This is a genomic window from Candidatus Poribacteria bacterium (assembly GCA_021162805.1).
Lineage (GTDB): Bacteria > Poribacteria > WGA-4E > B28-G17 > B28-G17 > JAGGXZ01.
In genome coordinates, this window is sequence record JAGGXZ010000126.1 from 1 (window position 1) to 14,518 (window position 14,518).

General features: G+C 51.0%; 13 protein-coding genes and 1 pseudogene. 9 read left to right on the top strand and 5 right to left on the bottom strand.

Annotated features, from left to right (window positions below):
• The 8 genes from J7M22_09800 to ruvC all read left to right on the top strand — a co-directional run.
• Positions 1–1,216: hypothetical protein (locus J7M22_09800; protein MCD6506902.1), on the top strand; the 1,216-nt coding region annotated here is incomplete at its 5' end.
• A gap of 64 nt (positions 1,217–1,280) precedes the next feature.
• On the top strand, positions 1,281–1,562 hold the full coding sequence (locus J7M22_09805; GenBank protein ID MCD6506903.1) for a hypothetical protein: 282 nt from the start codon (positions 1,281–1,283) through the stop codon (positions 1,560–1,562).
• On the top strand, positions 1,562–3,046 hold the full coding sequence (gene pilM, locus J7M22_09810) for a pilus assembly protein PilM (GenBank protein ID MCD6506904.1): 1,485 nt from the start codon (positions 1,562–1,564) through the stop codon (positions 3,044–3,046). Before J7M22_09805 ends, pilM begins: the two co-directional genes overlap by 1 nt.
• Positions 3,043–3,642, top strand: a complete 600-nt coding sequence (locus tag J7M22_09815) for a hypothetical protein (GenBank protein MCD6506905.1) — start codon at positions 3,043–3,045, stop codon at positions 3,640–3,642. Before pilM ends, J7M22_09815 begins: the two co-directional genes overlap by 4 nt.
• Positions 3,639–4,277 carry a hypothetical protein gene (locus J7M22_09820; protein MCD6506906.1) on the top strand — a complete coding sequence of 213 codons (639 nt, stop codon included), beginning with the start codon at positions 3,639–3,641 and terminating at the stop codon, positions 4,275–4,277. Before J7M22_09815 ends, J7M22_09820 begins: the two co-directional genes overlap by 4 nt.
• Complete coding sequence (locus tag J7M22_09825; protein ID MCD6506907.1) at positions 4,274–6,358, top strand: hypothetical protein; 2,085 nt, start codon at positions 4,274–4,276, stop codon at positions 6,356–6,358. Before J7M22_09820 ends, J7M22_09825 begins: the two co-directional genes overlap by 4 nt.
• 113 nt (positions 6,359–6,471) lie before the next feature.
• On the top strand, positions 6,472–7,227 hold the full coding sequence (locus J7M22_09830; protein MCD6506908.1) for a YebC/PmpR family DNA-binding transcriptional regulator: 756 nt from the start codon (positions 6,472–6,474) through the stop codon (positions 7,225–7,227).
• 5 nt (positions 7,228–7,232) lie between these two features.
• On the top strand, positions 7,233–7,727 hold the full coding sequence (gene ruvC / locus J7M22_09835) for a crossover junction endodeoxyribonuclease RuvC (GenBank protein ID MCD6506909.1): 495 nt from the start codon (positions 7,233–7,235) through the stop codon (positions 7,725–7,727).
• Here the strand turns inward: ruvC and J7M22_09840 are convergent.
• From J7M22_09840 to J7M22_09860, 5 genes and pseudogenes are all read right to left on the bottom strand, one after another.
• Positions 7,718–8,683 carry an acetyl-CoA carboxylase carboxyltransferase subunit alpha gene (locus J7M22_09840; protein MCD6506910.1) on the bottom strand — a complete coding sequence of 322 codons (966 nt, stop codon included), beginning with the start codon at positions 8,681–8,683 and terminating at the stop codon, positions 7,718–7,720. The genes ruvC and J7M22_09840 overlap by 10 nt on opposite strands.
• Before the next feature lie 3 nt (positions 8,684–8,686).
• Positions 8,687–9,814: a DNA-processing protein DprA gene (gene dprA, locus J7M22_09845; protein MCD6506911.1), complete on the bottom strand. Its 1,128-nt coding sequence runs from the start codon at positions 9,812–9,814 to the stop codon at positions 8,687–8,689.
• Positions 9,815–9,874: 60 nt separating this feature from the next.
• The gene (locus J7M22_09850; GenBank protein MCD6506912.1) at positions 9,875–10,468 is read right to left on the bottom strand and encodes a hypothetical protein; all 594 of its coding nucleotides are present in this window, start codon (positions 10,466–10,468) and stop codon (positions 9,875–9,877) included.
• Between the two features lie 112 nt (positions 10,469–10,580).
• A complete protein-coding gene (locus J7M22_09855; GenBank protein ID MCD6506913.1) occupies positions 10,581–11,180 on the bottom strand; it encodes a hypothetical protein in 600 nt (199 codons plus the stop codon).
• Positions 11,177–11,591: pseudogene (locus J7M22_09860) on the bottom strand (carbon-nitrogen hydrolase family protein). Before J7M22_09860 ends, J7M22_09855 begins: the two are co-directional and overlap by 4 nt.
• Before the next feature lie 243 nt (positions 11,592–11,834).
• Between J7M22_09860 and J7M22_09865 the strand changes: the two are divergent.
• Positions 11,835–13,763 (top strand): hypothetical protein, encoded by a 1,929-nt coding sequence (locus J7M22_09865; protein ID MCD6506914.1) that lies wholly within the window; start codon positions 11,835–11,837, stop codon positions 13,761–13,763.
• The last annotated feature ends 755 nt before the right edge of the window (positions 13,764–14,518 follow it).

Genomic DNA, 14,518 nt, shown 5'->3' on the forward strand with positions numbered 1-14,518 from the left:
ACTTGAAGTCCTGCTTGTGGCGACTCTGCTGGGCATGATCGTCGCCGTGATAGTGCCGAACCTAGGCGTAGGATTTCGGATATGGAGTTCGACCGATGAATCCATGAGCATAATCCAAGATTCCAGGTTAACACTCCAGAAGATTTTGAAGGACATAAGGAACGCTGAAGAGATAATCGGTATATCCTCGGAGAGCATATCGTTGAGGGATAAAAATGGCGACTCTATAAGTTACGGTCTCTTTTACTTCAGCGGCAAACCTTATCTGGGGTATTCATTAAACGGATCAGAGTGGTCTAAGCTGACAGGACCGCTGGATTGGATTCAGATGGAATATTACGATCAATCGGGGGAACCCACAGATCAGCCATCGCTTGTCCGATTGGTTAAGATCTCTTTCTCAGTAGAAGGCAATGAGTTCTCCTCGAAGGTCTACCGACCCGCTGGTGATGAGGTGCAGACCGATTCTCCCTCACCTTTCCCTATATATGCTATCACGGCTGGAATCGGGGGGATAGAGATGACCGGCAGCTCAAAAGTGGGGGGATCAAACGGTTCCATAAGGGCGATCGGAAATATTGTCTTGAAAGGAAACGTAAACGTCAGCGGGGATGTGATAAGCTCTGGCTTATGCATTTTGATCGGTAATCCAACCGTCGGAGGTGAAATACAGAGCTTTGCCGGCCTAATAGAGATCCCCCTGATAGATCCATGGTCGCTGTTGGATTCGGTGCAATATGTGCTCGGCCTAAACGGCAAAGTCTACGACGATAAAGGTCATATCGTTGGGAACAAAAGCTTCGGCCCATGGAAGTTCAGCGGAGGGAAATGGAGGATAAGTGGGAACAAGGAGTGTGATGGAGTTTATTTCGTCATGACGGAGGTATATATCTCCGGAACGGCACATGGACAAACCACCATAATTTCAACGGGAGACATAAAGGTGTCCGGAGCGGTTAACCTCTCCACGGCGACTCAGGAGGGATACCTCCTGTTGTCGGCCGGGGAGATCGAACTCTCCGGCAGCGGAAATTACAAGGGACTTGTGGTTGGATTACAGGGTGTTGATCTGTCGGGGAGCGTTAAGATAGAAGGCGCTCTGATAGGGAACGGGGCCGAAGTGTCGGGTTCAAGCATGGTGATCTTCAATGGAGAGTATCAGATACCAAACGCTGGAGAGGCGAAACTCCATATCCTATCATGGAGTGAGGAATGAAAGAGGCGTTGCTCTAGTGCTTGCACTCTTCGTGGCGGTGGTCGTTTCCACCATGGTGGTCTCGATGCTTGATTTAACGACCACCGATCTGAAGGTGGCCAGAAACCTTCAGGAGGAGCTAAGGGCATATTATATCGCCGAGGCAGGAGCGGAAACGGCCATAAAAGAGCTTAAAAATGACGTCAACTGGAGCGATGGATTTGAAGGTGTCTCGTTTCCCCCGGGTTCCGATGGAAGCTTCACCGTTACCATCTCACATCTCGATAGTTCCCTTATAGAGGTAACCTCGGTCGGCAAAGTAGGTGAGACGAACAAAACCGTCAAGGTTACGCTGAAGGTTGAATGATGTCCGGCAAGGGGATAGGGCTTTACATAGGGGCGAAATCCATATCGGTTGCCCAAGTTGAAAACAGATCTGGCAGAGCAGTGCTTCAGAAACTCACCATCGCCGAAACACCCCCCGATTCCATAGACCGCGGCATTGTCACGGATGCCGAATCGATCGCTAAAAGCTTGAGAAGGATATGGGAGAAGGAGAGGATTGAGAGCAAAAGAATAGGACTGGCTATGCCGGCGGTAAATCTGATCATAAGATCCATGACCCTGCCCAGGATGTCAGATAGCGAAGTATATGAGGCCCTTAGAACCGAAGTGGAGGGATATGCCGTTATATCAGGCGCGGAGCCTGTTCTCGATTGGAAAATTATTCCCGAAAGCGCGCAGGGAGCTTTCAGTACCTTCGATGTCCTGTTTGCCGCAACCACGGCGGAAAACGTGCTGCAGTATCTTTCCCTCCTGAGGGAAGCCGGATTGAGAACAGGATTTGTTGACGTTTTGCCCCTAGCGATGGCCAGATCATTCGTATCAGCCGATCTTCTAAAACCCGATTCGCCTTTTAACATCGCCGTGGCAGTTGACACGGAGATCACGACGGCTATAGCCTTTTACCACGGCTTCCCTAGCTTCGCTCATACGATCGAGATAGGTGCCAGAGATATATCCGAAGGGGTGGATGAGCTTGCCTATGAGCTTACCTTGTGTTGCAATTTCTACAGAAATGACTACCCCGATGAGGAGGTCTCAAATCTTTTCCTTGCCTTGGATTCATCGGATTATGAGAAGGTACTGAAGGATCTAAGAGACCGAACCGAAGAGCAGATGGTAAAGGTAAATCCATTCGCCAACATAGATGAGGTGGAATGTCCCACCGAAGTGGCTGAGAGCCATGTGCTCTCATGCTCCGTTGCCATAGGGTCAGCTTTGAGAGGGGCCGGACTTGGCCCTGATGTCGCCGAGCTTAACCTCATGCCCCGCTCGATTCTGACGAGAGCGCATCTCAAAAGACAGATCACGGAGATCGGCGTTCTCATGGTTGGCATACTGATCTTGGGTTTAGGAATCGGCGGCGCTCTGGATATGAAGGTGAATTCCGTTCTCAAGGAGAAAACAATCCTCCAGCAGAAGATGTCTCAGCTCGACGAACAGTCGCTCAAGAAGGTGATCGAATTGCAGAGAAAAACTGGTAAGTTTCGCGACAGAACCGCCCGATACAGGAAAATGTTGAAGAGTTTAAAGATATCAAGCCAACATGAGCTGCTCAACTACATACGTTCGGTTATACCCAAGGACTCATGGCTTGAGAAGATCAGCTGTGACGAGGATGGTAAGATATCGCTGGACGGGTACTCCTTTTCAGAGGATTCCGTTTTTCTGTTCGCCGACATGCTGAGGTTGCTCTCCTCCGAGGGACAAGTGAACATATCGGTGCAGAGGGAATCATCCCTCGTTAGCTTCCACATGGAGCTGAAGCTGAAAAGGAGAGGTAGATGAGGCTGATGATAGGCATGACCGGAAGTGAAAGAAAGCTTGTAACGATCGCTCTCCTCCTGGTGGAGGTCTTGCTTATATATCTCCTTATCCTCAAACCCAGGTTGATCACTTTGAAGGGCGCTATGACCAATTTGAACTCCCAGATCAAGCTTTATGAGGTCAAGAGGGAAAAGGCGAGCCTGTTCCCACAGGTCGAAAAGGAGTACCTCAGAGCTCGCGATGAGTATCTGTCAGTTAAGAGACGGTTTTTCACAGCGGCGGAGCTGGAGAACTTCGTCAAAACTTTCTCCAGCCTTGCCAGGAGCATCGGGGTGGATCTGGTCGGTATACAACCCTATCGGAGGATTGAGGCAAGCAGGAAGAGGATAAAGAAAGGGGAAACCTCGAAGGATCTGGGAAGACAGAGGCTTCAGATCACCGTGAGAGGGAGATATGATAAGCTGCTGGATCTGGTCTCGCAGATCGAATCCGATCCAAAGGCGATCATAATAGACCAGATGAACATTACTCGGCCACCCGATTTGAAAAAGCAGGTCGAATTAAGCATGGTCGTATCACTATATTGGGTTAAACAGGAGGTGGAGGGGAAAGGATGAAGTTGAGTCTAAGGATGATCGCCCTGATAGTTTTCTCTATCTCCGTCCTCGTGTCCGCCGTCCTCGTCAAATGGGTGTTACCCCCTGAGAAGGCCGTTAGGAAGATACAAGAGCGGTTGGGAACGAGTGTGATCTCCACCGTCCAAAAAAGGCTGAATCTGACCGAAGGTCAGAGGATTCCCTCAGATGGTGGGGGCGGCTCGAAGGGATTGCCAAAGGTCGAGGGGATCTCCAAGGCGCTTCTAGGCAGGGATAATCCGTTTGAGCCGCTATCTGAGGTTCCGAAGGGCTGGACACCGGCAAGGACATCTTCGGAACCTCCAACATCCACCTCAGCTCGTTCGACGCGGACAAGTGACGGCAATAGATCGGGGTTTTTCCATGCGATGCCTGAGGAGAGGAGGAATAAGAAGATATCACCACCGAAGATTGAGCTAAAGGGTATTCTCCTAGGTACCCCCAAAATGGCCATTCTCGATCTCAACGGATCGACGGTGATTCTAACCGAAGGGAGATCCGTTGGTGATATTCAGGTGGTGAAGATAGAGGAGGATAAGGTCACTTTAAACTATAAGGGCGAAAGGATCAACTTGAAGATGCGTGAGATCCCGATTCAGCAGGTGAGGGGAAGATGAAAAAGGCAATTGCTATCTCGTTGATGATCTTTGTTTCCTCGATATCAGCCCTGGCGATTCAAGTCATCAGAAATCTGGAGTATTCCATAAGCCCCAACGGTGTTACGATCTTCATCCAGGTGGAGCAAGCTCGATCGGTTCAGGTAAAGGCGATTCAGTCGACGGGGAGAATCGATTTCGATTTGAAAGGGGTAACTGGACCGGATTTAAACCTGCCGATAGCCGGCTCAAATCTAATAAGCTCCGTTCAGATGAGCGGATATGGGCCATCGAGCGTAAAGCTCTCTTTGACCCTTCTCCGGCCGACCGATTATCGCGTGGAAAGGAAGGGCGGGTATGTCAAACTGGATCTGTTTCCGGCCATTCACAAGGTCAAACCGACTGAGTCTGCTTCTCCCGCTAAGCCTGCAAAGCCATCGGTTGTCTCACAACCTCCCAGGGGAAAACCGCCCCAGCCTAAACCGGAAAACCTCATATCGATGGACGTCCGGGATGTCGATCTGAGGGATCTGCTGAGAGCGCTTGCCAAACAGGCGGGGGTGAATGTCATAATGGACGAATCGGTTCAGGGGAAAGTCAGCGTTATACTTAAGAAGGTCACACCGCTTGAAGCGATAAAGGAAGTTCTCGCGAGCGCGGGATATTTCTTCGAACGGGGCGAAGGATATATCAGGCCGACTAAAACGGTGAAACCCGAACTGATCAAATTGAAACACGCTGACGCGTCGGCGCTTAAAACCATCCTGTCGCCTTTGGCGAGCTCGCCCGATCGGATCCAGGCCGACCCGAACACCAACTCCATTCTTCTGTCAGGTTCTCCTGACGAGATCGAAAGGTTAAAAGGGCTTATCGAAAAGCTAGATGTCGCTCCGGAGAACAAGGTGTTGAAACTTTTCAAGCTTTCTAACGCCTCAGCCAAAGGGATGGTCCAAGTCGTATCAGGGTTTCTATCCGAATCCGGCAAGGTCGTAGCCGATGAGGCCACCAACTCTATAGCCGTGTTAGATAAACCGGAGGTGATGAGCGCAGTTGAGGAACTGATAAGACGTATAGACAACATGGCTCCCGCCCCGGAGAAACCGGAGTCAGAAAGGCTGACGACAGAGGTCTTCAGATTGAAGTACGTCGACGCCGCTTCACTGATCGATACGATTAAGGACGTGCTCTCGTCAGAGGGTAAGGTTCAGGCGTTTTACCCTCAACGTTCCATGATAACGCCGCTTGAGAGGGAAAGCCGAGGAGGGATAAGATACGTCAGAACCGGGGTGAGTTCGACGACAGGTACAAAGGCTGAAACCGGCGAACGAATGAAATGGTCGGATACGCTGATCGTAACCGACACTCCCCAGGTCATCGATAAGGTAAGGGAGGTTATTCGTAAGCTTGACGTCAAACCTCAACAGGTCTTGATAGAGGCAAGGATCGTGGAGATATCTCTCGATAAGACCGACGAACTGGGAATACAATGGCAGGCATATCATCCCGAAAGCAAGTCGTTGGTCAAGTTTTCCCCTTCCAAAGTGTCTCTCTCATCGGGCGTACAGTTAGGGATGATATCAACAAAGCTGTTGGATCAGATCATGGGGATGATACAGGTGTTGGAGACGGAGGGCAAGGCCAGGATACTGGCCACCCCTAGGACGACCACGCTGAACAATGAGCTAGCACAGATCATCGTCTCGGACAGGATCCCTATAACCACTGTATACGCATCTGAAAGGTTTACGACGACAAGCTATGAGTATTTGGACGTTGGGATAAACTTGACCGTTATCCCTCACATAAGCGATGACGGTTACGTTATCCTCGAGGTTAACCCGCGCATAGATTCGATCAAAGGAACCATTACCGGTACTACGCCGCCTGTTATCTCCTCACGTGTAGCCCATACGAGAGTCGCCGTGAAGGATGGTGAGACCCTTGTGATAGGCGGATTGATGAAAGAGGAAAGGAGCGAGAACAGCTCCCATGTTCCCGTTATCGGCAAGCTTCCCCTCTTCGGGTGGATCTTCAGCTCAAAAGAGAGCACGAGGCATAAGACAGATCTTATGGTCTTCATCACTCCTAAGATATTAAAGTAGAGCCCAAGGGCCCATGGAGCGGTTGAAAGTTAATCGGGGTTGTGTTAAAATCTTATATCATAGCGATACGGATGAACCTCGACAACCGCCGAAAGAAATGGAGGTTGACGTATATGGCTGGCCATTCGAAATGGGCTCAGATAAAACATAAGAAGGCAGCGATGGATGCCAGAAGAGGTAAGCTCTTCACGAAGTTGATAAGGGAGATAACCGTCGCGGCCCGCCAGGGCGGCGGAGACCCCGAGGCTAATCCCAGGCTTAGAACGGCTATCGCCAACGCCAGAGCCAATAACATGCCCTGGGATAACATAGAGAGGGCCATAAAGCGCGGAACGGGTGAATTGGAAGGCGGCACTTCCCTCGAAGAGGTCTCCTATGAGGGATATGGTCCGGGAGGTGTCGCACTGTTGATCGAAGCGGTCACGGATAACCGAAACCGAACGACAGCCGATATCCGACACATTCTCTCCAGAAATGGCGGGAGCCTCGGCGAGAAGGGCTGCGTCTCATGGATCTTCGATCGAAAGGGATTGATAGTCGTGGACAAGGAGGGAACGGACGAGGAAGAACTCTTCATGGTTGCCGTCGATGCGGGAGCCGAAGATGTCATCGAGGAGGACACAACCTTTGAGGTCTATACCAACCCGGAGGATTTCGAGCAGGTTAGAAGGGCGATTGAAAAGGCGGAGTTCAAGATAAGCAGGGCCGAGCTGACGATGGTGCCGAAAACCACCGTCCAGGTACAGGGCAAGGAGGCCGAGCGGCTCATCAAATTGCTCGACGCCCTTGAGGATAACGATGACGTCCAGAAGGTCTACTCGAACTTCGAGATGCCGGATGAGTTGCTGGAAGCGGCTGAGGCCGCGTGATGTAAATGATCATCATGGGGGTCGATCCGGGACTGAAGGTGACCGGATACGGCGTGATAAGCTTTCAGAATAACACCTTAAAAAGCCTCCACTACGGGGGGATAAGAACCGATCCCGATCTTCCCACGCCGCAAAGACTGAAAAGGATATATGATGCCCTGAGCAGAGTTATCAGGGAGTATCGTCCCGATGTCCTCGTCGTGGAAGAGCTGTTCTTCAACCGTAACGTCAACACGGCCTTTGCCGTCGGCATGGCGCGAGGGGTAACGATGTTGGCGGCGGAGATGGAAGGTGTGCCGGTTGACTCCTATACACCCCTTCAGGTTAAGCAGGCCGTAGTCGGATACGGCAGGGCAAGTAAAAATCAAATCCAGCAGATGGTTAAGGTCCTGCTCGGCCTAAGGGAAGTTCCCGCTCCAGATGACGCCGCCGATGCATTGGCTCTTGCCATATGCCATGCCAACTCATATCGCCTCTCCCAGATGCTAAATCACGTTTGATCCCCTTCCTTAAAGATGCCTATCGATCTATATTTTTTATATCTCATCTTCATGAGCTCATCAACATCGTACTGAAGTAGATCCTCAAGATGCCTTTTGATGGCCCTGCCAACGCGTCTTATCGCGAGGTCAGGGTTTCTATGCGCTCCCCCCAGGGGTTCGCGGATCACCTCATCCACGATCCCAAATTCATATAGGTCGTCCGCCGTTAACTTCAGCCCTTCAGCCGCTTCGGGGGCGTGTTCGCCCTGATCCTTCCATATGATCCCGCTGCAGGCCTCGGGGGGACAGACGCAGTAGATAGCATATTCCATCATCAACACCCTATCCGCCATAGCGATCCCCAGAGCTCCGCCGCTGCCGCCCTGACCTATCACGACGGCGATAAACGGGGTTCTGAGCTGAGACATATGATAGAGGTTTTCGGCGATGGCCATTGCCTGACCTCTCTCTTCGGCCCTTGCACCTGGATGAGCGCCGGGCGTATCCACAAAGCTTATCACCGGTCTACGGAACTTCTCAGCCAGCTTCATCAGCCTCAGAGCCTTGCGATATCCATCCGGATGCATATATCCGAAGTTGGTCAAAATCCTCTCCTCGGTGGTTTTTCCCCTCACCTGTCCCAGATATACGATCGGGTATTTCCCAAACCGCCCCAGCCCGCCTACGATCGCCTTGTCGTCTCCGAAGAATCGGTCGTTCTGCAGCTCTATTCTATCCGATATCAATCGATCGATGTAATCCGTGGATTGCGGTCGTTCCATCTTTCTGGAGAGATAGACCTTCTGCCATCGGGTGAGACTGCCGAAAACACGTTTTTTAATCCGAAGCAAATCCCTCTCGAGCTGGTCGATGCTCTTTGAAAGGTCCAGATCGTTCCGTCGGGCGAACTCCTTCAACTCGAGGATGTATCTCTCGAGCTCATCTATTCTCCTCTCGAAATCTATCTCCTGCATCCGTTATCCCCTCCTAAGGCTTCTTCTGACGAACATCTTTCCGGGCTGCTGGCCGACCAGCCCCTTTAGCTCAAGCATCAGCAGTATGCTGGAGACCTTATTAGGTGGCATATTCACGCTGGTGGAGATCTCATCTATATGTATGGGGGTGAACGGGATAACATCTAAAACCATTTTCTCCTCATCTTCCAAATCGACGGGGATCTTCTCCTGTGCTGGAACTTCCCGTTCGGGCTTCTCCGCTCTTGGTATGTTAAGGGCGTTCAGGAGATCGTCCACGCTTTCCATCAGAGCTGCTCCCTCTTTGATCAGCCTATGGGTTCCCCTAGAGCAACGGGAGAATATGCTTCCCGGCACCGCCAGCACCTCACGTCCCTGCTCAAGTGCGAAGTCGGCTGTGATCAGAGCACCGCTTCTCTCATCCGCCTCGACCACTATCGTCGCCAGAGACAGCCCGCTTATGATTCTGTTTCGCCTCGGAAAATTAACGTCCACGGGGGGAGTAGTCATGGGAAATTCGGATATCAGAGCTCCGTTTCGACTTATCTCCTCCGCCAGTTTTGTGTTCTCTCTGGGATAGATGTTCGAAAGGCCGCTGCCAAGCACGGCTATCGTTCGACCTCCACTCTCCAGGGCCGAGCGATGTGCTACGGTATCTATACCCCTGGCCATGCCGCTGACGACTGTAAACCCCTGTTGGACGATTTCCCTCGTCAGTTTGGAGCAGACATCTCTGCCGTAGGTAGTTGCCCTTCTGGTTCCTACAACTGATACGGCAAATTTATCATCAGGATTCAGCTCGCCCTTGATGAAGAGTATAGGTGGTGGATCGTAAATGTGGACCAAGTTTGAGGGATACCCCTCCTCGCCGAAGGCGACCGTTCGGCATTTCATTTCACCTATCAACTCGATCTCCCTCTCAAGACGCCTGAGGATCGGTTTGGATGACCGTCCTCTCAGCAGTTTACCGTATATGCGAGGGGGGAGCACCCCTTTAAGCTCCCCCTCAGACGCCTCAAGACCTGCCTGAACTGAGCCGAAGTTCTCCTTCAGCCTTCTGATCACGGCATTCCCTATACCCGGTATCAAGCTGAGATGTATTAAAGCTTTATGTTCCGGTGAGAGACACATCTATCTCCCCTAAGCATAACAACACCTATCCCTAGAAGGGCAGAGGCGATACGAGCAAGTTTACTTTTTGGATTTTTCCTTCGGCGGTGTTTCTATCTTCTTATAGACCTCTATCTCGGCGATTTTCCTTATGCCCTGTCTCGGCTCAGCGCCTCCTCCCCTCTGATGTGCCCTCGTGCCTCTGGCGAGGTTTATCGTCTCGGATTCTTTACCCCTAACCCGATATGCCCTCGGGATTCTGATCCTGAGCTTGGTCGTTTTAACGGTCGGGAAGGTAACCGTGCATATCTGGCGTCTGTTGTAATCGACGTGTTTGATCTTCTTCCACCCTTTGTCGGTGTAGATCTCGACGTCGAACTGAACGATGGGCTTGGATGCCTTGATCACCACTTTACTTATCTCCTGCGGTTTCCTCCACTCTATCGTGGCCTGGGTGTATTTATCCAGCTCTGCCATCTTCGCGGCGTCAAGCACCTCTTGCATCGGGGCTGTCTCGCCTTCCGTGTAGATGTTCTCATCGTTGAAAGCGGGATCGGTGGCCCTTCCGAGCGGTGCGAGGTTTTGGCTCCACTGTGTCTGAGCCAGACATCCCATCATGAGAATCGACATCACAAGGGCGATAGCTGATGTCAAAACGACGCTTAAAGGTCTCATCTTCAAAGCACCATGTCGACCAATCCGTTAACGGATTGGGCTGGGCTATTTGTCATCCGCCTTTTAAAAGCAGCCGAGACCCAGCAGGCGGAATTTTGGCTGCCATGAGAGCTTATTTTGCCGGCTCGAGGAGGTCTTTAAGCTCTTCCTTGACCTTTTTCTCCTCCTTCTGAGCAGCTACAGCTTTCGACTCCTCAGGTGATGTGAAGCCGTAAAGCTCTATCTCCTGGATTATCGCTTGCTCTCCCTTTATCCCTCTTCTCCTTCTGACCATCTTTCTCTCCAACCTTCCACTCTTGAGGGCGCTCACCGAGATCATGATCTTATCGGTACGCACGGAGGTCATGACGACGATAGGGTTTCCCTTAACGCTTTTGATCTCCTTGATCTGCTCCCATCCGTTGCCTCTATCGGCCCAGATCGAGAAGGTCTGAAGGTTTGGGCTGTAGATCACGATCTTGTGGATCACTTTGGGCTCCGGCAGCTTAACGACCGCCTTGGGATAGAAGCTCTCGGCCACGGTTTCACCCGAGGTTCTCAGATCGCCATCGACCATCTTCGGATCGGTGGCCTCCACACCGGGGAGGCGGGCGTAATTTTCGCTCCACTGCTGTCCAGCAGCGACGGTGTTCATCATATCTTTTATTGCGGCACAACCGCCGAGGATAAACACGGCGGCGATTAACGCTGACGCCAGAAATATCCTGGTCATTTTAACTCAACCTCCACTATGACGACATCGGAGTCCCTATCGGCTCCGACGGCCAGTATCTTCCCTTTTGAATCGGCCACGACGCTTTGGCAGCCGTATATATATCCCGTCCACGGACCATGTGTTATCATGCCGACGAGGTCCGTTCCGATCTCCATCCTTCTCAGCCAGCCCAACGCATAACATCACATCGTATCTCTTCGCCAGATCACAGAGCCTATCGGTGCTGTCACCCGGGATCGGATCTGCCAATCGATGGGCATCGGGATTAACCCATCCCAGGAGGCACGTCTCCGGAAAACAGGCTATATCAACTCGCCCGGCCTTTGAGAGGGCATGCTCGATCCTGACGAAGTTCCCCTCTTTATCGCCATCTATACAGAATATCTGCGCAACGGCGACTTTGATCACCCTATCCTCCGTTCTTCAGATCATTCAGTCCCAATTTTAACCCTTGATCGCATCTGTGTCAAGTCGGGATAATCTGCTAATCTGCGAAGGATCTATCATATCCCCACCTTCCCATCCCGAGGGAGAAACTCAACTATGGGCAAGTCAGCTTATGCTTGCATCAGGTGGAAGAGGTCTGTTAGAATATCAGAAATTCGGCGCGTCCAGCGGTTGTGAACACTTTCAGGGAGAATCAGATAGATTATGGAGGGGAAACACAACAAACGAGAGGATCGCCTCAGGGTTACCTCTCGATCGCTGCTGATCGGAGCGCTACTCATACCGATCAACGTCTACTGGGTGACCACCGTTGAGGTAAAGTATTATTCCCTGGACGGTTCCTGTCTTCCTCTCTTTATCGAACCCGTCTTCATTCTCTTCCTCGTCACTTGTTTTAACTTCGTCCTTAAGCGATTTATCCCCCGTGCATCCCTTAACCAGGTGGAATTGCTCGTTATCTACATAATGCTGGTGATATCCATGACTTTCGCGGGTCATGATACCTTTCAGAACCTGTTCGGACAGATAGCCCATCCCTTCTGGTTCGCCACCCCTGAGAACGAATGGAAGCAGCTCTTCCTCAGATATATCCCTTCATGGCTGACCGTCAAGGATAGATCGGTCCTGGAGGGATACTACATGGGGGAGTCCAGCATCTATACGTCGAAAAACCTACTCCCATGGATCAAACCGTTGGCGATGTGGGGCGTTTTCTTCCTCGCTCTGGTGTTTATGATGTTATGCCTCAACGTTCTCATCCGAAAGAGATGGACGGAACAGGAGAAGCTTGCTTATCCGATAATACAGCTTCCGCTTGGCATGACCCGCGAGGGTGGTTCAACGTTGTTCAAAAGCCGCGTTATGTGGTTGGGATTCGCCCTGGCGGCCGTGATAGATATCATCAACGGGTTGAACTACATCTATCCTTCAATACCTCGGATAAAGTACATCAAGCTGACGACGATAGGATATGTGTTCACGGATAGGCCGTGGGATGTGCTGAGGTGGACACGGATATCGATGTATCCGTTCGCAATAGGGTTGGCCTTCTTCCTACCCCTGGATCTATCGTTTTCATGCTGGTTTTTCTTCGTGTTCAGGATGATAGAGCAGGTTTTCGGCAGAGCTTTAGGACTGAAGGGGTTCCCATATTTCAACGAACAGGCATCAGGGGCGTGGATCGCTCTGGCGCTCGTCGCGATATGGGCTACGAGAAGACATCTCATCGAGACGATTAAGAGCGCTATAGGTTTATCGGCGGATATGGATGACTCAAACGAACCCATACCCTATCGGTGGGCGGTTTTCGGCTTTATCCTCTCGGGTGGGTTCATACTCGCTTTTTCATACATGGCCGGAATGGCGGTGTGGGTGGGATTGATCTTCCTCCTGATATATTTCCTTCTTGCGTTAGCGATGACCAGGGTGCGCGCCGAGCTGGGGACACCTCATGAGATCTACTTCGTTCAGCCCCAGGACATCATAGCCACCACAATCGGCACGAAGAACACCCCTCCCTCGAGCTTGACCGTTATCTCGCTATACTACTGGTTTAACCGGTGCTACCGCAACCACCCGATGCCAAATCAGCTTGAGGCGTTTAAGATGGCTGAAAGTTCCCGGATGAGCAATAAGGGGTTGCTCATAGCGTTGCTGATAGCCAGTATGGTGAGCCTGATCTCCGTATGCTGGGCTAATTTGGATGTCACATATCGTGAGGGCGCAGATGCCAAAGCCATCGGTTTTAAGGATTGGTTGGGATGGGAGGCGTTCAACAGGCTTCAGAGATGGCTTCAGTTCCCCTCTGATCCGGATAAAACCAGAATCTCATATATGCTCGGAGGGCTGATCTTCACCTTTATCCTTATGGCGATGCGCATGCGGTTCGTTTGGTGGCCGTTTCATCCGGCGGGATATGCTCTGGCGATAAGCTTCGCCATGGATTACTTCTGGTTCGCCTTTTTCGTCAGTTGGCTTATCAAGCTGATACTGATCAGATTCGGCGGGCTGAAAATGCATAGAAGGGCATCGCCTTTCTTCTTAGGGCTGATACTAGGCGATTATGTCCTCGGCAGCATCTGGGCGATACTCGGTCCAACATTCGGGTTTAGGAACTATAAAATATTCATATAGCTACCGATACGCCTATTCCGTTCAGTCGAAGATGACGCCTCGGTTTTTCACGTATAAAGTCGGCATGTAGCCTTCATCCTCCATGTAGTAGTATCCTGGTTTACGAGATCCCTCAATAATCAGATCTCTCCCTAAGCTTCACCCCTTATACCGGGCGGGGATTTTATCACCCTGGTGAGCGCATGTCAAGCTTTATATACATCCGGAAGCGGTGAAAAGTATAAAATCTTATTCACCTTCGCCATTGTCCCCTTTGTTTTCCGATCGATTCGATCTCGGCACGCAGTTTGCTCTATAAATGGAATGACTCTCGCGTTTCACAGCCCGACCGACCGGAGCAGGGCAACTCAGGGGGGTAGGAAGCCGTCCAGGTGCCCTGCTCTTTTTTATCCGCCTCCAGCTTTCGGAAGGGGAATGTCCATCTCTTATAGCTTGATCTCTATAACTCCAGTTTGCGGTGTGATAGGTGTAATAGGGTGCATGAAAAATTTGTAGGAGACTCAAGCTACCATTCTAGGTCTGTCAAGTTTTTGTGTAAATTCTCTTCCATTCCACAGATACCCCTCTAGCCTATCCTGAAAATGAATGGCAAGCTGTGCTAGTATCCAATCTTCCGCCATCCGATCTCTTAGGGAGTGCAATAAATAGGGATTAGAGCAGATCCTATAAGGCCTCGTGAATGACACGATATGGCAAAATAGCTAGGAAGGTCTAGATACAGCCTCTGATCAAGAGCATCTTGGAGATAATATCAC

Bases quoted from the DNA above. Each gene is read 5' to 3' on its own strand.
- J7M22_09805 (MCD6506903.1), top strand. From the start codon at position 1,281: ATGCTTGATTTAACGACCACCGATCTGAAGGTGGCCAGAAACCTTCAG.
- pilM (MCD6506904.1), top strand. From the start codon at position 1,562: ATGTCCGGCAAGGGGATAGGGCTTTACATAGGGGCGAAATCCATATCG.
- J7M22_09815 (MCD6506905.1), top strand. From the start codon at position 3,043: ATGAGGCTGATGATAGGCATGACCGGAAGTGAAAGAAAGCTTGTAACG.
- J7M22_09820 (MCD6506906.1), top strand. From the start codon at position 3,639: ATGAAGTTGAGTCTAAGGATGATCGCCCTGATAGTTTTCTCTATCTCC.
- J7M22_09825 (MCD6506907.1), top strand. From the start codon at position 4,274: ATGAAAAAGGCAATTGCTATCTCGTTGATGATCTTTGTTTCCTCGATA.
- J7M22_09830 (MCD6506908.1), top strand. From the start codon at position 6,472: ATGGCTGGCCATTCGAAATGGGCTCAGATAAAACATAAGAAGGCAGCG.
- ruvC (MCD6506909.1), top strand. From the start codon at position 7,233: ATGATCATCATGGGGGTCGATCCGGGACTGAAGGTGACCGGATACGGC.
- J7M22_09840 (MCD6506910.1), bottom strand. From the start codon at position 8,683: ATGCAGGAGATAGATTTCGAGAGGAGAATAGATGAGCTCGAGAGATAC.
- dprA (MCD6506911.1), bottom strand. From the start codon at position 9,814: ATGTGTCTCTCACCGGAACATAAAGCTTTAATACATCTCAGCTTGATA.
- J7M22_09850 (MCD6506912.1), bottom strand. From the start codon at position 10,468: ATGAGACCTTTAAGCGTCGTTTTGACATCAGCTATCGCCCTTGTGATG.
- J7M22_09855 (MCD6506913.1), bottom strand. From the start codon at position 11,180: ATGACCAGGATATTTCTGGCGTCAGCGTTAATCGCCGCCGTGTTTATC.
- J7M22_09865 (MCD6506914.1), top strand. From the start codon at position 11,835: ATGGAGGGGAAACACAACAAACGAGAGGATCGCCTCAGGGTTACCTCT.